Genomic DNA, 18,439 nt, shown 5'->3' with positions numbered 1-18,439 from the left:
GTATCAGGCGGCCGCCCCTTTGCGCAAGAGGTACTTCCCTAGCTGGCTGCATTTGCGCCCACTTCGTGAACGGGAACCTCGCGTTGATGGCCTTTGCTTTGCTGGGTGGGTACTACCAGCGTTACGGTGGTGCCGCGGCCGGGTACCGTGTCAAAATCAGCACGGCCGCCCAGGTAAGCCATCCGGGTACTAATGTTCTGCAGCCCCACGCCGGCCAGATGACTGGTGGCCGCCACGTTGTAGCCGACACCATTATCTTCTATCATCACCGTCAGTTCCTGCTCCGTCTGGATGAGTTGCACTTCAATCTCGGTGGCCTGGGCGTGCTTTAGAATATTCTGGATGGCTTCTTGGATAGCCCGGAACAGAACGGCCTCCACCAGTACATCCAGTCGGCCTTGCTCTACCCCAAATACCTGCATGCGCACCTGCAGCTGACTATCAATCTTGGCGATATTGCTAAGCAAGTTCTTTACGGCTGGCATCAGGCCGGCTTGCAGCAGAGCCGTTGGCAGCAGGTTATGGGAAATGCTGCGCACCTCGCGCACCGATTCGTCCAGATACTGCAACGCGTTGGCAAACAGCTCCCGGTGGGTGGCGGTTACCAGGTCCACCCGGTGTTCCAGGGCCAGCAGATTCATTTTGGTAGCACTGAGTAGCTGGCCTACCCCGTCGTGCAGCTCGGCTCCCACGCGCTGGCGCTCTTTTTCTTCGGCAGCCAGCACCGCTACGGCGCGCTGCCGAATCAGGCGCTGCCGCTCTGCCGCAAACTCTACTTCCCGGCGCAGGTGCCGGCGGCTGATGAGCAGGTACCCCAGCCCCGCCAGCAGCAGCACCCCGGCCAAGGCAGCCTGCAACAGACGCTGACGCAGCTCGACCTGGGCCCGCTTGCGCTGCTCACCGAGCTCCAGCTGCCGCAGCTGCTCGCTAAAGTTGAGTGCCTGCACCTGCATCACTTTCGCCTGGCTGAATAAACTGTCGCGAATGGTGCTGGCAGCCGCCAGGAAGGTGTAGGCCTGGGTGCTGTTGCCCTGGGCTGCGTAAATGGCGGCCAGGTAGCTACTGGCCTCCGACACGCCTTTGGCGTACCCCCCCTTCTTGCTGGCCTGCAGGGCTTGTTGCGCGTAGGTGCTAGCCAGATTTATCTGCCCGCGGGTGCGCGCCAAACGAGCCAGCCCCAGGTACGACCGGCAGAGGGCATACGAAACCGGCATGCCCTGGGCCCGGGTAATGGACTTCTGGTAGAAAGCCCGAGCAGCGGCTTCGTCGTTCTGCCGGGCCTTGATGTCGCCCAGAATAGATAAGTCGCCGATTTCGCTGTGCCAGTCGTGCAACCGCTGGTCGAGGGCATAGCCCCACTGGGTATAGTAGAGGGCCGAGTCGAGCTGGTTGGTTTGCAGGTAGGCGTAGCCAATATTACCGGGTATAGGCGTCAGCAGCACATCGTCGTGGATTTTCTGCGCCAGGGCCGTAGCCCGAAAGAAATAGCGCAGGGCCAGGGCGTAGTTTCCCTGCTCGAGGTGGGCATATCCCAGGCCATTATCGGCGTGCACAATACCGCCCTGGTAGGAAATAGACTCGGCGAGCTTGCGGGCCTGCAGATGGGTTTGCACAGCCGTGGGGTAGTTGCCGCTGCGCAGAAAGGCCCAGCCCATCATCAGCAGGGCCCGGCACTCGCCCGGCTTGAAGGACAGCTGGCGGGCCAGCGCCAGGCTTTGCTGGCCGTATTCTACGGCCAGCAGGGGATTATCGTCGGTGCGGTTCCAAGCCAGCAGCGTGAGCAGGCGCACCCGATTGGTATCGGGCCGGGACTTGGCCAGGAGTTGCTGCAGGCTGTCGGTGCGGGCACTCAGCCTTTGGGCCCCGGCACGCACAACCCCGCTCAGGAGCAGTACAAAAAGGACGGGCAGGATTTTCAAGGGAAAAGGTCAAATCTGCATCAATGTACTATTCCGCCTGCTTGCACACTAATCCCGGGCGCAGATCAAATAAATTCAACGCCGCCGCTGGGTAGCAACCATAAAAAAGCCCCGACCAAAGATTTGGCCGGGGCTTTTATTGCGGGGCAGCGCCCCAAGCGGTTACTTGTTGTTCACATCGGGCTCGATTAAGGCTTGCTCCTCCATCTCGGTGGGCACTACCACAATGCCCTGCTGCAGCTTGGAGTTACGCTTGCCGTAGAGGAAATACACCACAAAGCCCAGCAGCATCCAGATAAATGCTAGTTTGAGCGTGTTGTAGTCGAGGGCTGCAATCATGCCCAGGCAGATAACGGCGCCCAGAATAGGCACGAGCGGGAAGCTGGCCGATGAAAGCGGGGAACGGAACGGCCGGGGCTGGTTGGGGTCGGAGCGGCGCATGAGCCAGACGCCAATGCTTACCAGCACAAACGCCAGCAGGGTGCCAAACGAGGTCAAATCACCCGCCAGGGAGCCGGGCACGAAAGCCGCGAAGGCCCCCACGAACACCAGCAGGGCCAGGTTCGACTTGTAAGGCGTGTGAAACTTGGGGTGCAGCTCCGAAAAGGCCTTCGGCATAAGCCCGTCGTTGGCCATGGAGAAGAACACGCGGCTTTGCCCCATCAACATTACTAGAATAACCGAGGAGAAACCCGCCAAGATGGCCACCGTCACGGCCGTGCTCAGCCACTCGAAACCGGGCATGTGCTCTTTAATGGCATACGCTACCGAAGCCTCGCCGCCCTTGGCCGGGTCGGCAAACTCGCGCCAGCTGGCAACGCCAGTCAGCACGTGGCCAAACAGGATATACAGCACGGTGCACACCGCCAGCGAACCAAGGATGCCGATGGGCATATCCCGCTTGGGGTTTTTGGCTTCCTGCGCTGCCGTCGACACAGCGTCGAAGCCAATGAAGGCGAAGAATACAATGGCTGCCCCGCCCAGGATACCACCCCAGCCGTGCTTGTTCCAGGCCTCGTAGGAGCGTACCACTTCGCCCGCCGCGTTTTTCACGGGCTCGGCATTTTCAGGAATCAGGTAAGGTGTGTGGTTGACGGGGTCGATGAACTGCCAGCCCACGGCAATAAAGATCAGCACAATCGCCACCTTTACCACAACAATAATGGAGTTGAACGTAGCCGATTCCTGCGTGCCTTTAATCAGCAGCAAGCTCAGCATCACAATGATGAAAAGGGCGGGCAGGTTGATGATGCCGTGCTCCATTACGCCATTTACGGCGGCACTCTCCAGCGGAGAATGGCTCCAGGCGTAGGGTATACTGGTGCCAAAGACCTGTAAGAGCTTGTTCAGGTACTCACTCCAGGCAATAGCCACCGTAGCGGCGCCCAGGGCATATTCCATAATAAGCGCCCAGCCGATAACCCAAGCTACAAACTCGCCCATGGTGGTGTAGGCGTAGGTGTAGGCCGAGCCGGCAATGGGAATCATGGCCGCAAACTCGGCGTAGCACAGCCCGGCAAAGGCGCAGCCAATAGCGGCGACAATGAAAGCCAGCGTGACGCCCGGACCCGATGCCTGCGCCGCAGCCGCGGCGGTGCGTACAAACAAGCCGGCCCCGATGATGGCGCCTACGCCGAGGGCTACCAGGTTGGCCGCTCCCAGCGTCCGTTTCAGCGTGCCTTCCCCGGAGGAGTTGGCCTCGCCCAACAGAATGGCCAGCGGCTTTTTGGCGAAAATATTTGCCATAGAAAAGAAGAGAAAAGAAAGAGAAGAGGTGAGTGAGAGATGATGAAATCAGCAGAAAAAGCCGTCTGCAAACGGCTAGATGGCCCGAATATAGCCGTTTCCCCCGACTGCTTTGTACTTGAGCAGGCCCAGTAGCCGGATTTTCGGACCGGCTGGATTAAACCCGGCAGCGCCGGGGCCTTCTAACCGGCCAACAAACCTAACCACAGACTCCGCTTCCATGAAAAAGATGCTTGTTTTGCTGACCACCCTGGCCCTCACAGTGGCGGCCGCCTCCGCGCAAACCACCTCCACGCCCACCCCCGCCGCTCAAAACAGCTACCCTGGTGGCCGTGGGCAGGACCACGGCCGCCTGACCCCGGAGCTACGGGCGCAGCGAATGACGGAGCGCCTCACCCGGGAGCTTGCTCTCTCCACCGAGCAGGCCACGAGAGTACAAGGCATCCTGCTGGCGCAAAGCCAAGAAAACGAGGCTATCCGCACGAAGTATGCCACCAGCACTGACCGCCGGGCAGCCCTGCCCGAACTGAAGGCAGCCAAGGAGAAATACGACACGCAACTGAAGGCCGTGCTGACCTCTGAGCAGCATATTAAATACGCCCAGCTCCGTGACGAGCAGCAACAGCAGCGCCGGGAGAAAATGAAAGCGGGCAAGACCAAGAGCAAAACGCAATCGTAGCCAAGGGGTGCGCCTATCCTCAATCGTGCAAAACCCCTCCGAACCACAAGGATCGGAGGGGTTTTGCGTACTAGGCTTAGTAGAGTTTTTTAGAACGTCAGGGCGTGTGTCCAAGTATTGTGAACAATACCGTAGCGCACCCACAGGAGGACAAAAGGCTCAGTAGCGCGTGCTTCCTTGATACCACCCAGATCGGTAATACGGCGCCAGCCCAGTTGCTGTAGCACCGCCGTTACCTGTTGTTTGGCCGCTGCATTGTCTCCACATAAAAACATCGTTGGCTCCCCGCCCCCATTAGCCGAGGCTGGGTCTATCATCTGGGCTACGTTGACCAGATTCAAGGTCTTCACCACGTAGGCCCCCGGCAAAGCCCGCTGTACCTGCTCCCCCAACGAGTCGGTAAGCCCTACGAACAGCTGCGGAGGCATTCCCTGGGAAAAGTCCAGCGGGTTGGTCAGGTCAATAACAGGTTTGCCAGCCGCATTTGCTGCACCAGCCTGCGTTACGGCGGCCACGGTGCCCGTGCCCAGCGTAGCCACGATCAGTAGCTCCCCAAATTGGGCAGCATCTTCGAAGGCTCCTTCGCTCGCGTTACCACCATGCTGCTGCACCCAAGTTATGGCCTTTTCGTTGCCCGCTTGGCGTGCGCCCAACATCACTTCGTGGCCTAAGGAGAGTAGTTTGGCACCCAGCGTCTGTCCTACAGCGCCGGTACCTAGAATTCCAATTTTCATGAGAACACAGGGAAAAGAGTGAAATTTTTTGTTTGGTTGTACATACAAGTTTTAGAACAAAAAACTATTCCGTTTTCTCCAGAGCTTGAATAGCTGCGTTTGACTGTTGAGTAAGCAGCTTGGCCGCTTCCACTCCTATCAAATCAGAGTAGCGGGTATAGAGGTTGCGCCAAGCAGCCTGCAACTGCGGCTGTATGGCTTGTCCTTTATCGGTGGGCTGCACTTGAGTGGTGCGGCCCGTCGCCTCGCGGCGCAGATAACCCTGGTATTCCAGCTTCTCTACCAGCCGCGAAACCGTAGAAGGCGTCAGCTTCATTATATCACTCAACTGCGAAGGCTGAATCCCGGGCTGTCGGTTGACATTCATTACGACAAAAGCCAGGCTGGGAGCCAGGCCCGTGGTGCTGAATGCTTGATCGGCCAAGCCCGTAAGCAACCGACCCAAAGCATTGGCCGAAAAGAACAGACAGTTGCAGTGTGGTGAATCCTTCTGGTCGTTCATTATAGGCCAAAGATAGCAGGCATTTATTAATTGTATGTACAACCATTAAAAAATATTTTTTGACCTCTTCCGTCTCTTAGGTCGAGGGGATGCTAGCACCTTCTTTTGCTCGGGAATAGGTTTAGGCTGTGCAAACAAAACCACACTTGCTTATATTTGAACATATGCCCCAGCTATGCCTCGCCGGCCACGGGCCATCCACCACATCCAACACTCCATGAGTCCTCTGCCCAGTAGTACCACCTCGGTACAAATTCAGCAGTTTTACGACAAAGGCCTAGCCCACGCCAGCTACGCCATCCGCAGCGGCCGCCAGGTAGCCATTATCGACCCGGCCCGCGACCCCCAACCCTACTACGATTTCGCCGATGAGCACGATGCCAAGATCGTAGCCATCATTGAAACCCACCCCCACGCCGACTTTGTGAGCAGCCACCTGGAAATAGCCCAGGAAACCGGTGGCACCATTTACGTGAGCAAGCTGCTGAAAGCCACGTACCCGCACCAGACTTTCGACGACGGACAGCGTATCTGCATCGGCTCGGTGGAGCTGCACGCCATCAATACCCCTGGTCACTCGCCCGACTCCATCAGCGTCCTGCTCATCGACGAGTTTGCCCAGCACCGCGCCGTATTCACCGGCGACACCCTGTTTGTGGGCGACGTAGGCCGCCCCGACCTGCGCGAAGCCGACCTGGTAGGTGGCCACAGCCGCGAGAAGCTGGCGGCCCAGCTCTACCACAGCACCCGCCAGAAGCTGATGACGCTGCCCGCCACTACGCGGGTGTATCCGGCGCACGGCCCTGGCTCGCTGTGCGGCAAAACTACCAGCACCGACCTCGACAGCACCATCGGCAAGGAAGTGAAAACCAACTACGCCCTCCAGCCCATGTCGGAGGAGGAGTTTATCCGGGTGCTGCTGGAAGATCAGCCATTTGTACCCAAGTACTTCGGCCACGACGTGCTCCTGAACAAGCAGGGCGCCCTGCCCTTCGAAGACAGCGTACGGGCCGTGCCGCGCCTGCAGGCGGGAGCGGCATTAGAGCCGGGCATTGTACTCATTGACACCCGGCCGGCCGCGCAGTTCCGCGTGGGCCATTTGCCAGGCGCCATCAACCTCATGGATGGGGGCAAGTTTGAAACCTGGCTTGGCTCGGTGGTCGGCCCGCAAGAGCCGTTCTACCTGATTGCCGATTCGCAGATTGCCCTCGACACCGTTATCCGTAAAGCGGCTAAGATTGGCTACGAGGGCAACATCAAAGGCGCCCTGCTCACGCCCCGGGAGCTGCCCGCCACCTCCCCCGCCACCGACGTGGAGCACGTGCGCCGCCAGCCCCAGGACTTCACCATCGTGGATATCCGCAACCGCACCGAGGCCCAGCAGCCCGTCTTCGACAACAGCCTGCTCATTCCGCTGCCTGAGCTGCGGGAGCGGGCCCACGAAATTCCGACCGACAAGCCCGTCCTGATTCACTGCGCCGGCGGCTACCGCTCGGCGGCGGGCAGTAGCATTGTGCAGGCCACGCTACCGGCCACCGTGCCCGTGTATGATCTGGGCGAGGCCATCAGCACGTTTCAGCCACAACCCGTTCACTAACGGGTAGCTACACCAGCACTGGAGCCGGTCTGCGGGTATTCTCCTGCGGACCGGCTTTTTGCTTTTCACCAGACGGGCGAAACCAGAGGCAGCTGCTGTATCTTTGCCGACTATGCGCGTACTACACACCGCCGACTGGCACCTGGGTCAGCGTTTTATCAGCGGCCACGAACGAACCGAGGAGCACCGCCATTTCCTGGACTGGCTGGTGGAAACGGTGCGCGCGCAACGGGTGGACGTGCTAGTGGTAGCCGGTGACGTGTTCGATACCAGCTCGCCCTCCAACCAAGCCCTGGAGCTGTACTATTCCTTCCTGCTGAACATGCGCGGCACGGGCTGCCGCGATATTGTGGTGGTGGGCGGCAACCACGATTCCCCCGCCACGCTCAATGCCCCGGCCCGGCTGCTGCGCCACCTGCGCGTGCACGTGGTGGGCTGCGTGCCCGACTGCTTTGAGGATCAGGTGCTGGTGCTGGACGATGCCGCCGGCAAACCCGGCCTGGTGGTATGCGCCGTGCCCTTTCTGCGCGACCGGGACGTGCGCCTTTCCGTGCCGGGCGAAACGGCGGAGGAGCGCGAAGCCCGCATCAAGCAGGGCATTGCTGACCACTACGCCCGCTTGGCCGAGGTAGAGCAAGTGTGGCAGCTCAAGGAAATGGGCCTGCCCGTGCTGGCCACCGGGCACCTGTACGCCGCCGGTGCTGCCCCCTCCGACTCGGAACGCACCATCCACGTGGGTAACCTGGGGCAGGTCACGGCCGAGCACTTCCCCCGCATCTTCGACTACGTAGCCCTAGGGCACATTCACCGCCCCCAGCGCGTGGGCAGCAACGAGCATATCCGGTATTCCGGCTCGCCTATCCCGCTCTCATTTTCCGAAATCGACCACCCGAAAGAGGTGCTGCTGCTGGAGTTCCGGGAGGGTAAGCTGGCCGAGCTGCAAAGCCTGCCGGTACCAGGTGCCCGCCGCCTGGTGCGGTTTCATGGCAGCCTGGAGGAAGTCACGCTGGGACTCACCACCTACGACAACACGGGGTTTCTGCTGCCGGCCTGGGCCGATGTGCAGATTCACTCGGAGCTGACGCAGCTGGAAGTAGCCGATGCCCTGCTGAAGGTTATTCAGGCCCTGGACCGCCATCAGCTGGAAGTGCTGGCCCGCCGCCACTTCCGCTTAGTGAAACTACGCGCCCTTGGCCAGGAGGAGGACGAAACGCAAGAGCCCCTCACCCGGAGCCTGCACGATTTCACGGAGCGCGAAGTATTTGAGCAGCGCCTCGAAGCCGAACCGGAGGACAGCCGCGCCGAGTTGCTGCGCACGTTCGACGAGCTGCTGGAGCAGATGTAATCTGGCGTAGTCAGTGCGGTTCCTGTAGCAGGCAAGCGGTTATCAGCTTGTTAGTTGCCGGCTTGGCTGCGCTTACTTTTTATTTTCGACAATCACCTTAGCCAACTTTATAGATGTCCGCTACTTCTGATATCCTTCTTTACCAATCACCCAGCGGGGAAACGCAGCTGGAAGTGCAGCTGCAAAACGAAACCGTATGGCTCACGCAAGCCCAGATGGCGGAGCTGTTTGATACGACCAAGCAAAACGTCAGCCTGCACACGCGTAACGCCTTCCGAGATGGTGAGCTTGCTGAAACAACAGTTGTCAAGGAATCCTTGACAACTGCCGCCGATGGCAAAAACTACCGGGTGAAGCACTATAACCTCGACGTGATTATATCGGTCGGGTACCGGGTGAAGTCGCTGCGGGGGACGCACTTCCGGCAGTGGGCTACCGGTGTGTTGCGCCAGTATCTGGTGCAGGGCTACGTGCTGAACGAGCAGCGCCTGCGTGAGAGTGCCCGCCAGCTGGCCGACCTCAAGCGGCTGGTGCAGCTGCAAGGCGAAGTAGCCACCAACCAGGAGTTAACCTCTGACCAGTCGGATGCGCTGCTGCGGGTGCTGGGCGACTACGCCCGCGCCCTCGACGTGCTCGACCAGTACGACCACCAGCGCCTGCAGGTACGCGGCACTGCTACGGAAGAGCCCTTTGAGCTAACCTATGAAGCAGGCCTGGAAGCCGTGCACAGCCTGCGTCAGCAGTTTGGCGGCAGCGTACTGTTCGGCCGCGAGAAAGATGCGTCTTTTCAAAGCTCGGTGCGCAGCATTTACCAGAGCTTCGGCGGCGAAGACCTATACCCGAGCGTGGAGGAAAAGGCGGCTAACCTGCTTTACTTCGTGGTGAAGAACCACTCCTTTTCGGATGGTAACAAGCGCATTGCGGCTTTCTTGTTTGTGTGGTTTCTCGACCGAAACCGCTGCCTCTACCACCCCGACGGCTCCCGCCGCCTCGCCGACAACGCCTTGGTCGCACTTACGCTGCTTATTGCGGAAAGCAAGCCCGAAGACAAAGACACGATGGTAACACTGGTAGTGAACCTGATCAACCAGGATAACTGAGTTTCAGACGAGTAATCTTCGAGAAAAACGTCAGGCTCCACCCAGCGTCCGCTAGATGAAGCCTGACCTAATGAATTCTGTCAACCTTACTTCCCGCTCACGTAAAACGGGATATTAGCCGTGGCTACATTGTCCTTGCCATCATAGGCGTAGATGAACAGGCGGAAGGCGCCTTCCTTGCGCGGGGCCGTAAGGGTAGTTTCGGCTTTGGCCCCGGCGGGAATCAGGCCGGCTATGGGCGCCGGGCGGCTTTCCCGGTCGCCGCCGGTTTTGAGGTCGGTGCTTTCGGGCAGCAGCTCGTAGCGGTAGGTCAGCTTGTCCTTGTCGGGGTCCGTTACGGCGGCTTTTACGGGGTAGGTTTTCCCGGGGCTCAGGTATACCCTGTCGGTAGCTTGCTTGCCATTGAGCGTGAACGAGGCCAGGTGCGGGGCGCGGTTTTTGGGCCACTGTCCGCTCCAGAGGTACTGCATCACGTCCACCACTTCCGACTCCTTGCCGTCTTCGGTGAAGATGCCGTACCAGGTGGGGGTGCGCTCCTGCTTCTGCCCCCACAAAAACACGTAGGTGCCCAGGCACTGGGTTTTGTCTTTCTGCACCGAGGCCTGGTAGCGGCTCTGGTACACGGCGGCTTTCTGGCTGCTGGTTTCCTCTACCGAGGCTTCCCAGGGCGTCACGGGGCTTTCCCAGTGCCCGGTGGGGCCCCACTCGGCCACCACGTAGGGCCCCGTCCAGCCCATAGAGCGCACCTGCTGCGGAATGGCCGCCAGCCCGGCGTAGGTGTTGATACTCAGAATATCCACCGAGGGGCACTTGGCCTTGATATAGTCGACTTCGGGCTGCTCAATGCCAGCCAGCACGGTGCTGGTAGGGTGGTTGGGGTCCACCTCGTGAATCATGCGGGCAATCTGCTCCACGGCGTCCCACACCTTGGGGTTTTTGTATTCCAGGTTCAGCTCATTGCCGATGCCCCAGAACAGCACGGCGGGGTCGTCTTTGTACTTGATGACCTCGGCCCGCACCTTCTGCAGCTGGGCTGCCACGGCCTGAGGGTCGTCGTAGTTGAAGCCGTGCCGCTCCCGGGCCACGTCGAGGCCCAGCATCACGGTGAGGCCATTTTTGTTGGCTTCGGCCAGCACCTTATCGGCATTGTCGGTGCTCCAGGTGCGCAGGGAGTTGCCGCCGTAGGCTTTCACCCGCTCCGGAAACTGCCCGCCGCCGGCTCCCTTAATGAAATAGGGCTGGCCCCCGCGCCGCAGCTCGTAGCGGCCGTCGGCCTGCTTTACTTCTACTTTGACGGGGCCGGTTTGGGCGTAGGCAGCGGTAGCGCAGGCCAGAAGAGCCAGCAGCAGGTGGGTTTTCATAGGTAGTATCGGGCTGAGCAGAAGTTTCGGCGCTAAATCTACTGGGAGTTCGGCAGGTTGCAAGCAAAACCATGTCTGTGCTGGGCAATTTACCGGCCGTACTCCTAACGGGCTCTACGCTTAGCTTCCTTAAACCCGAAAGCGGCTTTCGGACGGCGCAGTTGCCATAACCCCTCCGTTGTGGACTGCGTTATAAGGCTTCCACCATTTCCCTTGTCAATCATGAGCATATTCGGATCTGACCGCCCGAGCGGTAATCTGGGGGGCCTGCTCTCCGGCCTGTTTGGCGGACGCACCGCCGTAAATCCCGCCACTGGAACATACGACGCCTCCGCTCGGCCCGGAGGGATGAACCGCAAGTTGCTGGGCGGGGCCCTGCTGGCTGCCGGGGCTGCTTACCTCTACAACCGCAACAAGAACAAAGCCACCAGCGCCCCTGGCTTCTTCCCCACCCGTTAGGCCTCACGCCTGACGACCTGCAAGCCCCGCCTTTAGCCATTCTGGGCCAGAGGCGGGTCTTTTGCGTGTTTCATTCCAAGCACACAAGCAGCCCACTACCGAAACCCATCCTAAGTAGCAGGCGCCAGAGGCTGGCCGCATTACGCACTTGCTACTCTGAAAAGCGGAGCTTCGGAAAGCAGGTTTTTTCGGTGAGCTATGGCAGGGACCTCACCCCCAGCCTCCATAGTACAGCCACTTTTGCACCCGCTCCCGCCCAATCAGCGCCACAACCATTTCTTCGCATTTCTTTTCCACTCCTTCCACGTGGCTGCCTAGCTCACCTTGGGTAAGAATCAGCAGGCACTGCAGGTACTCGAAGAACGTGGCAAACATGCGGTTGACGTTGGGCTGGGTATCGTGGTCGAAGTAGTAGATTTCCTTGGTTTGCTTGTGAAAGCACCACAGATTGCCGTTGCCCAGGTATTCTCCGAATACCACCAGTTCTCTTAGCACTTCTTGCTCCTCAGCCGGGTAATTTGCCAGCCAAGCAGCATTGTCGCCAGCCGCTACAAACTCCGAGAGAGGACACAGGATTTCCGTCAGCTTGGCGGCTCCGAAGCGTTGGTAGAACAGCTTCAGGTCTGCCGGCAGGGTGGTACCCAGCCGCTGCTCACAGGCGTTGATTTCAGCCGCCGAGGCTGGCGCGGCTGGCTCCTCGTACCCGTTGTAGGCGTAGGCTGCGATGATGGGCGCTAGTTCTTCTTCCCAGCCCGCGTCCACCCCGATTACCCGCCGTGGAAGGATGACGTCCTCGATTTTATTGATTTCCATGTTCGACAAATGTTGACAACGCCAAGCTATACGGTTTCATCTACGCTTGCCGCCAAGCCAAGGCATGAGACGTACCAAGCCCTGAACACAGGGTGCCTGGTTGAATAGTATGCAGGAACGCAGCTTGGAAAGGCCTGACTGTAAACCCAGGTCGGCAATACGTGCTGGCGTGCAAGCCCTGAGGCCTGCTATGGCCGCTACGGGGCCTGCTTCTCGAGGACGTACACGCGCAGGCGCTTGCGGAGCTGAAAACCAAGCTTCTGATACAAGGGGTAAGCGGGCAAATTGTCCTCATACACGTGCAGAAACGGCGTGTGCCCCGCTGCCAGGATGCGGCCAATCTGGTGCCGCACCAGCTGGTTGGCGTACCCGTGGCCGAGGTAGGCCGGGTGGGTGCACACCGCGCTGATTTCGGTGTAGGGCGAAGGTTGTAGCCGCTGCCCGGTCATAGCCACTAACTGCCCATCCCGGAAGATGCCGTAGTAGTCGCCGAAAGCAATAGTGCGGGCCAGAAACGGCCCCGGGCTGGTTAGTGCCGTTAAAGCCAGCATGGCGGGAATATGCTCTTCCTGCAAAGCCACCAGGTGGCTGCTCTCCACTACGGGAGCCTCCGCGTGCGGATACACCAGCTGCAACAGCTCCCGGTGTAGCCGCTGCTGCCAGCCCGGCGGAAGCGTAATGGGCTCCGCCGTGAACAGAATGGTAGGGGCGCCAGCTGGGCTCAGCTCGTGCAAGCGGGCAAAGGCCCGGGGCGAGTACTCGGCCAGACCTGCAAAAGCGCCCACGTCGCGCGGGAGCACCCGAGCCAGCTCGCCGCCGATAGCCAGGGGCTGATTACCCGTTATCAGGGCATTCCAAATCGGGTTATCCAGGGGGTGCTCCATGGCGGCAGGAAAAAGCGGGAAACAGAGAGCAAAGATGCACGACACTTCGCCACTTGGCACCCAACTACGCGCGGTAAGGATGTAGGGCTGCGCAATGCTTGCTCACTCGTAAGGCGGGTGTTTCCGTCAGGATGGCAACTCATGTGCCGTTCGCGTGAGCAGCTGTGCAGGCCCAGTCATCACCTGCTACCGGGTCACGAATTCGGTTGGCTCAAACCCAAGTCCCTTGGGCAGCAGACAGGCGCAGCTAAGACAGCATATAGTCCACAATAGCCGCTGCATGTATTTTCGTCGTGTCAAAAACCGGAACCACAAAATCAACCTGACTGATCAAGAGCGGAATTTCGGTACAGCCCAGAATAATACCCTCCGCGCCTTCTTGCATCAGCTCGTTGGCTATGTCGATAAATCTTGCCTTAGACTCCGGCTTTATTTCGCCGCGTCCCAGCTCTTCTTTTACCACGTGCTGGATATACTCCCTGGTTTCATGAAGCGAAGGCACCACTACCTGCAGGCCCAGTTGCTCTAGCTTCGTCCTGTAGAAATCCTTCTCCATCGTAAACTTGGTCCCGAGCAGCCCGACTGTGTTTAAGCCTTGCAACTTTATATACCGGGCAGTTTCCGACACAATGCTGATCAAAGGCAATTGAACCGCTTGCTCTAATTCGTCAGCATACAAGTGGGCCGTATTAGCGCCGAGCACAATAGCCTCTACCCCACTCGCCTTTAAGCTCTGGCAGGCCCCAAGCAATAACTCATACGCCCCTTCCCAGGTCTTTTTCTGCACATCGGCGAAGTTGAGCGAATAGATAATAAGCTCCGCAGCGTTGAGGCCGCCCAGTCTCAGGTTTACTTCTTCATTGATGTATTTATAGTAATCCAAAGTCGACACCCAGCTAATGCCGCCCACCAAACCTATTTTCTTCATGACGCTTTTTTGAAGCACGTTATAGCGGTTACAATTTACGGTTGAAAGTCACGATGCATTAAACAGATACCAGCGGGGCTATTTGATGAATTGGTACTATGCCTACTTTCACCAAGTACCCAGTCTCTCATGTTTTTTTCGAAATAGATAAAAGCTAATGCTTAGTGTTGCAGATATAAATAGACCGGCTGAGCTGATCCACTCAAGGTACACTTTGAGCTGCCCATCAAACTCATTGCTAAGAGCACATTCATACAGCAGTAAGAATGAGAGCGTAACTCCAATAAAAAATAGCGTAACAGCCCAGGAAACACACAGCCACTTGGTTTTGCGAACAAAGATTTTATAAGGCGTTGTCATACTATTAGGGTTTTAGAGAGAACAGGCTTATCCACATGTTACGATGCGCTAAATCACGCCATATAAGCGCATAAGAATCACTGAACTAAATTCGCACTGACTCGGTAACAATCTACATTCAAGTGAATACCGTTTACACCTAAACGCATCATTTCTTGGGGATGGAATTCTATTGCGCATTGCTGATCATATTCATAAACTAACCAAAAAATAATATCCTTCCTCTGAATTCCTAAATCGACCAGCGCATCGTATTTACCTTCAAGTATATCCAAGAAAGTATTAACAAAGTCAAATGGCTCCTCTTCATCACTTGTATCTACTTGATAATGCCATAGGTCATAATTATTGAGAGAGAACTTACTTGTCTTTTTAGGAGTAGGCGTTTTACCAAGCAGTGCCGTCACTGCTGCGTACGTTTTAGTACTATTTTCGAAGGAAATGAATAATTGATGATACCTCATGTGTCGTCATTACTGAATAAGTTTCTACTTCACGGCCGCGCCGCCATTGTAAACACCAGCTCCCCGCCGTTCATAATGGCTTCGTGGGCGAGGAAGGGGCGGGTGAGTTTCTGGCCGTTGAGGCGGGCTTCCTTCACGTAGACGTTTTTGTCGCTCTGGTTTTTCACCGTGATGCGGAAGGTTTTGCCGTTTTCCAGGTTGAGCGTGGCCCCGTGCACGGCGGGGCTGCCCAGGGCGTACTCCGGGGAGCCGGGCGCGACGGGATAGAAGCCCAGGGCGGAGAAGATGTACCAGGCCGACATCTGCCCGCAGTCGTCGTTGCCGCCGAGGCCGTCGGGCGTGGGGCGGTACATCTTGGGCAGGATCATGCGCACGCGGGCCTGCGTCTTCCAGGGCTGGTCGGTCCAGTTGTAGAGGTAGGCCACGTGGTGGGCGGGCTCGTTGCCGTGCACGTAGTTGCCGATGATGCCCTCGCGGGTGATGTCCTCGGTTTCGGCGAAGAACTTATCGGGCAGGTGCATGGTGAACAGCGAGTCGAGGTGCTCGGTGAAGCGGCGGTTGCCGCCCATCTTGGTGATGAGTGCCGCGGGGTCCTGGGGCACGTAGAGGCTGTAGTTCCAGGCGTTGCCCTCGATGAATCCCTGGTTGTGGGTGCTCAGCACGTCGAAGCTGGGGCGGAAGGAACCGTCGGCGAGGCGTGGGCGCATGAAGGAGATGCTCGCATCGTACACGTTCTGCCAGTTCTGGGCGCGCTTGCTGAACTCCTGGTAAATATCCTGGCGGCCGAGCTTCTGGGCCATCTGGGCGATGCACCAGTCGTCGTAGGCGTATTCCAGGGTTTTGGAGACGCTGGAGCCGCTTTTGTCCTCGGGCACGTAGCCCAGCTGCAGGTAATAGCCGATACCGTCGTAGCGCTGGGTACGGGCGGTGGTCACGCAGGCGTCGAGGGCCTTGTTGGCGTCGAAGGGCGCGTTGCCTTTGAGCACGGCGTCGGCCACCACGGGCACCGAGTGGTAGCCGATCATGCACCAGTTTTCGTTGGCGTAGTGGCTCCAGATGGGCAGCATGTGCTCGGCGCTCTGCTCGAAGTGGGCCAGCATGCTGCGCACCATGTCGGCATTGCGCCTGGGCTGGAGCACATTGAAGAGCGGGTGCAGGGCGCGGTAGGTGTCCCAGAGCGAGAAGGTGGTGTAGTTGGTGAAGCCCTCGGCCTTATGGTTGTTCTGGTCGAGGCCGCGGTACTGCCCGTCGGCATCCATGTAAGTGGTCGGGCTCAGGAAGGCGTGGTACAGGGCCGTGTAGAAGTTCTCCTTGTCCTCCCGCTTCGGCGACTCGATGACCACCTTGCTCAGCCCCTGCTGCCAGAGCTGCTGGGCCTGGGCCTTCACCTTGTCAAAGTCCCAGCTGGGGGCTTCGGTGCGCAGGTTCTGCAGGGCGCCCGCGGTGCTCACCGGCGAGAGGGCGAATTTGACTTTGACCTTCTCCCCCGGCGCGGTGGTCTTAAAGTTAAAGTACATGCGCAGCTGTTCGCCGGCCAGGTCGGGGAAGTTCTTGGTCTGATCGAACTTGCCCCAAAAGCCGCGGTAGGCCTGTTTTTTGGCGTAGTTGCGGCTGCCGTAGTCGGTGAAGGGCCGCGAGAAGCTCAGGGCGAAGTACACCGTGCGGGTGCGGGCCCAGCCGTTGGTCTGGCGGTAGCCGGTGACGAGCGTGTCGTTTTCCACCCGCACGAAGGTCCACACGTTCTTATCCGGGTAGTTGTAGATGCCGTGCATCAAATCCAGGATGAGGTGGGCCTGGTCGGTAGCCTGCGGGAAGGTGTACTGGTGCAGGCCCACCCGGTTGGTGGCCGTCATTTCGGCCATGATGCCGTGGTCTTCCAGCTTCACGCGGTAGTAGCCGGGCTCGGCCACTTCGGTGGCGTGGCTGAAGCGGGAGCGGTAGCCGCGCTCGGGCTGGGTGGCGGTGCCGGGGTTGAGTTGCAGCGGGCCGGCGGTGGGCATCAGGAGGAAGTCACCGAGGTCGGAGTGGCCGGTGCCGCTGAAGTGGGTGTGGCTGAAGCCGACGATGGTGGGGTCCTGGTACTGGTAGCCGGCGCAGTACTTGTACACGTCGGGGTTGTACTTGCCGTCCTGCTCGTAGCTGAGCGTGTCGGTATCGGGCGAGAGCTGCACCATGCCGAAGGGCACCGTGGCGCCCGGAAAGGTATGCCCCATCTTGGCCGTCCCCACGATGGGCTTGGCGTACTGCACGAGGTTTTGGGTGGGCTTGGCTGCTTTTGGCTGGTTCTTCTGGGCGAAGGAAGGCAGGGCGGCCAGGAGAAGGACGGCGAGCGGCAGTAGTTTCATCGGCTTCAGGAAGGGCGTTGAAGCTGGCAAGGTAGGAACCGTGGTAGAGTATTATTGCCTCAGCAACTTATTCAGAAAGCCTTTTCTAACGATTCTTGGCAAGTTGATTATCGCCGTCTGTCATCCTGAACGAAGCGAAGGACCTTATTACCTCCTAAACAAAGTACTCAGATCCGACAAGCCCCTTCATTTCGCTCAAGATGACAGAAGTGAGGATATACCGTTTTCCCTTACTTAACGCATCAATCCTCAATAGCCTCGATTCCCTGTTGCTTGAGCCGCTCCAGGTTCGTTCGCATGGCGTGGAGCTGTTCAGGTGAATGACCTTGCCATTCCGTGACTTCGCCGGTTACCCGCAGCGGGTGCCGCGTGCGGTAGGATTTAGTAGGGTTGCCCGGAAACTTCTTATCCGTCAGGTTGGGGTCGTCTTCGAACGGGCCGGTGGGCTCTACCAGGTAAATATGACCGCGCCCTTCGCCCACGGCCAGCTCTGCGCCCCACGTAGCCGCATCCAGAGTGGCCGACAGGTAAACGTAGGCCGCCTGCTTCCGCGCCCCATAGTTGGAATGAAAGCCGGCTTGAATCAGGTCGCCAGGCTGCAGCTTGGCCTTGGTGCCGTGGTAAAGCAACTGGTTAGCAGGAGTTTCGTTTGGATTCATTGCTATGAGATAATTTGGTGCAAACTGCTGTTGCAAGCCCAACAGCGGCTCAACGCAACAGTAGTTGCTACTTTGCTTTTACGGTACCGTAGCAAGTCGCCTTGAGTGTACAAGCCTAGGGGTCATCAGGTGTATGAAAAGAACTGAAATCGTTGCCAGGCTCCGACTTAACCATAATTCTCTGCCCGACAGTAAACTTCCTCTGGGTGTTACATGGCTCTACTATTCTAACGGTATCACCCGTAGTGATTCGGATGAGCGTAACGGATGCCGTAGGTTCTAAGCCACACAAAAATCAGCATTGGCATGATAAACCACCGTCCCCTGTGTATCAGGATTAAGATAGACATATTGCCACTTATGTTGGCAGCTGTAGTGCTGACGCAGCCAAGCAGGATAGGATCCGGTAGATGATCCGGCAGTCCAGCTACTTAAAATCGTCACTAGTACAAAACCAGCTATCAGATTCATAGACTTGAAAAGATAGAAACCACCGTCAAATAATAGAACAAATATCAGCAACAGCTAAGCCGCCAGTATGCGT

General features: G+C 58.3%; 16 protein-coding genes. 5 read left to right on the top strand and 11 right to left on the bottom strand.

All coding sequences use genetic code 11. The features are described 5' to 3' along the window. Positions 1-38: 38 nt before the first annotated feature. The gene (locus HER32_RS16610) at positions 39-1,919 is read right to left on the bottom strand and encodes a sensor histidine kinase (protein ID WP_168682670.1); all 1,881 of its coding nucleotides are present in this window, start codon (positions 1,917-1,919) and stop codon (positions 39-41) included. Between the two features lie 162 nt (positions 1,920-2,081). Further along, on the bottom strand, positions 2,082-3,665 hold the full coding sequence (locus HER32_RS16605; protein ID WP_168682669.1) for an amino acid permease: 1,584 nt from the start codon (positions 3,663-3,665) through the stop codon (positions 2,082-2,084). A 220-nt stretch (positions 3,666-3,885) separates the two neighbouring features. Here HER32_RS16605 and HER32_RS16600 point away from each other — a divergent pair, with 220 nt between their 5' ends. Next, positions 3,886-4,344 (top strand): hypothetical protein, encoded by a 459-nt coding sequence (locus HER32_RS16600; RefSeq protein WP_168682668.1) that lies wholly within the window; start codon positions 3,886-3,888, stop codon positions 4,342-4,344. A gap of 89 nt (positions 4,345-4,433) precedes the next feature. Here the strand turns inward: HER32_RS16600 and HER32_RS16595 are convergent, their stop codons facing one another. Beyond that, the gene (locus HER32_RS16595; RefSeq protein ID WP_168682667.1) at positions 4,434-5,078 is read right to left on the bottom strand and encodes an NADPH-dependent F420 reductase; all 645 of its coding nucleotides are present in this window, start codon (positions 5,076-5,078) and stop codon (positions 4,434-4,436) included. Positions 5,079-5,142: 64 nt separating this feature from the next. Beyond that, the gene (locus HER32_RS16590) at positions 5,143-5,580 is read right to left on the bottom strand and encodes a MarR family winged helix-turn-helix transcriptional regulator (RefSeq protein WP_149071782.1); all 438 of its coding nucleotides are present in this window, start codon (positions 5,578-5,580) and stop codon (positions 5,143-5,145) included. 175 nt (positions 5,581-5,755) lie between these two features. On the opposite strand from HER32_RS16590, the gene HER32_RS16585 reads away from it, so the two are divergent. The 3 genes from HER32_RS16585 (at position 5,756) to rhuM (ending at position 9,622) form a co-directional block, all read left to right on the top strand. After that, on the top strand, positions 5,756-7,177 hold the full coding sequence (locus HER32_RS16585) for an MBL fold metallo-hydrolase (RefSeq protein ID WP_317169643.1): 1,422 nt from the start codon (positions 5,756-5,758) through the stop codon (positions 7,175-7,177). 112 nt (positions 7,178-7,289) lie between these two features. Further along, positions 7,290-8,522 (top strand): exonuclease subunit SbcD, encoded by a 1,233-nt coding sequence (gene sbcD, locus HER32_RS16580; protein WP_168682666.1) that lies wholly within the window; start codon positions 7,290-7,292, stop codon positions 8,520-8,522. A gap of 113 nt (positions 8,523-8,635) precedes the next feature. Continuing rightward, complete coding sequence (gene rhuM / locus HER32_RS16575) at positions 8,636-9,622, top strand: virulence protein RhuM/Fic/DOC family protein (RefSeq protein WP_168682665.1); 987 nt, start codon at positions 8,636-8,638, stop codon at positions 9,620-9,622. A gap of 86 nt (positions 9,623-9,708) precedes the next feature. Here the strand turns inward: rhuM and HER32_RS16570 are convergent, their stop codons facing one another. Continuing rightward, positions 9,709-10,983: a glycoside hydrolase family 2 TIM barrel-domain containing protein gene (locus HER32_RS16570; protein ID WP_168682664.1), complete on the bottom strand. Its 1,275-nt coding sequence runs from the start codon at positions 10,981-10,983 to the stop codon at positions 9,709-9,711. Positions 10,984-11,205: 222 nt separating this feature from the next. Here HER32_RS16570 and HER32_RS16565 point away from each other — a divergent pair, with 222 nt between their 5' ends. Further along, positions 11,206-11,442: a hypothetical protein gene (locus tag HER32_RS16565; protein WP_168682663.1), complete on the top strand. Its 237-nt coding sequence runs from the start codon at positions 11,206-11,208 to the stop codon at positions 11,440-11,442. Positions 11,443-11,652: 210 nt separating this feature from the next. Here the strand turns inward: HER32_RS16565 and HER32_RS16560 are convergent, their stop codons facing one another. The 6 genes from HER32_RS16560 to arr all read right to left on the bottom strand — a co-directional run bounded on the left by HER32_RS16560 (position 11,653) and on the right by arr (position 17,895). After that, a complete protein-coding gene (locus HER32_RS16560) occupies positions 11,653-12,255 on the bottom strand; it encodes an SMI1/KNR4 family protein (RefSeq protein WP_168682662.1) in 603 nt (200 codons plus the stop codon). A 197-nt stretch (positions 12,256-12,452) separates the two neighbouring features. Next, complete coding sequence (locus HER32_RS16555; RefSeq protein WP_168682661.1) at positions 12,453-13,139, bottom strand: GNAT family N-acetyltransferase; 687 nt, start codon at positions 13,137-13,139, stop codon at positions 12,453-12,455. A gap of 247 nt (positions 13,140-13,386) precedes the next feature. Next, the gene (locus tag HER32_RS16550) at positions 13,387-14,067 is read right to left on the bottom strand and encodes an aspartate/glutamate racemase family protein (protein ID WP_168682660.1); all 681 of its coding nucleotides are present in this window, start codon (positions 14,065-14,067) and stop codon (positions 13,387-13,389) included. A 437-nt stretch (positions 14,068-14,504) separates the two neighbouring features. After that, complete coding sequence (locus tag HER32_RS16545) at positions 14,505-14,834, bottom strand: hypothetical protein (protein ID WP_168682659.1); 330 nt, start codon at positions 14,832-14,834, stop codon at positions 14,505-14,507. An 86-nt stretch (positions 14,835-14,920) separates the two neighbouring features. Then, a complete protein-coding gene (locus tag HER32_RS16540; protein WP_168682658.1) occupies positions 14,921-17,236 on the bottom strand; it encodes a GH92 family glycosyl hydrolase in 2,316 nt (771 codons plus the stop codon). Between the two features lie 242 nt (positions 17,237-17,478). Then, entirely contained in the window at positions 17,479-17,895 is a 417-nt protein-coding gene (gene arr / locus HER32_RS16535) for an NAD(+)--rifampin ADP-ribosyltransferase (RefSeq protein ID WP_168682657.1), read from the bottom strand. Between the last annotated feature and the right edge of the window lie 544 nt (positions 17,896-18,439).

Origin of the sequence: Hymenobacter sp. BT18, from assembly GCF_012273015.1 — a bacterium.
Taxonomy (GTDB): Bacteria; Bacteroidota; Bacteroidia; order Cytophagales; family Hymenobacteraceae; genus Hymenobacter; species Hymenobacter lutimineralis.
This window is presented reverse-complemented; position numbering and strand designations above follow the sequence as displayed.

Excerpts from the sequence above, each read along its gene's own strand:
- HER32_RS16605 (WP_168682669.1), bottom strand. The coding sequence starts at position 3,665 with ATGGCAAATATTTTCGCCAAAAAGCCGCTGGCCATTCTGTTGGGCGAG.
- HER32_RS16600 (WP_168682668.1), top strand. The coding sequence starts at position 3,886 with ATGAAAAAGATGCTTGTTTTGCTGACCACCCTGGCCCTCACAGTGGCG.
- HER32_RS16595 (WP_168682667.1), bottom strand. The coding sequence starts at position 5,078 with ATGAAAATTGGAATTCTAGGTACCGGCGCTGTAGGACAGACGCTGGGT.
- HER32_RS16590 (WP_149071782.1), bottom strand. The coding sequence starts at position 5,580 with ATGAACGACCAGAAGGATTCACCACACTGCAACTGTCTGTTCTTTTCG.
- HER32_RS16585 (WP_317169643.1), top strand. The coding sequence starts at position 5,756 with ATGCCTCGCCGGCCACGGGCCATCCACCACATCCAACACTCCATGAGT.
- sbcD (WP_168682666.1), top strand. The coding sequence starts at position 7,290 with ATGCGCGTACTACACACCGCCGACTGGCACCTGGGTCAGCGTTTTATC.
- rhuM (WP_168682665.1), top strand. The coding sequence starts at position 8,636 with ATGTCCGCTACTTCTGATATCCTTCTTTACCAATCACCCAGCGGGGAA.
- HER32_RS16570 (WP_168682664.1), bottom strand. The coding sequence starts at position 10,983 with ATGAAAACCCACCTGCTGCTGGCTCTTCTGGCCTGCGCTACCGCTGCC.
- HER32_RS16565 (WP_168682663.1), top strand. The coding sequence starts at position 11,206 with ATGAGCATATTCGGATCTGACCGCCCGAGCGGTAATCTGGGGGGCCTG.
- HER32_RS16560 (WP_168682662.1), bottom strand. The coding sequence starts at position 12,255 with ATGGAAATCAATAAAATCGAGGACGTCATCCTTCCACGGCGGGTAATC.
- HER32_RS16555 (WP_168682661.1), bottom strand. The coding sequence starts at position 13,139 with ATGGAGCACCCCCTGGATAACCCGATTTGGAATGCCCTGATAACGGGT.
- HER32_RS16550 (WP_168682660.1), bottom strand. The coding sequence starts at position 14,067 with ATGAAGAAAATAGGTTTGGTGGGCGGCATTAGCTGGGTGTCGACTTTG.
- HER32_RS16540 (WP_168682658.1), bottom strand. The coding sequence starts at position 17,236 with ATGAAACTACTGCCGCTCGCCGTCCTTCTCCTGGCCGCCCTGCCTTCC.
- arr (WP_168682657.1), bottom strand. The coding sequence starts at position 17,895 with ATGAATCCAAACGAAACTCCTGCTAACCAGTTGCTTTACCACGGCACC.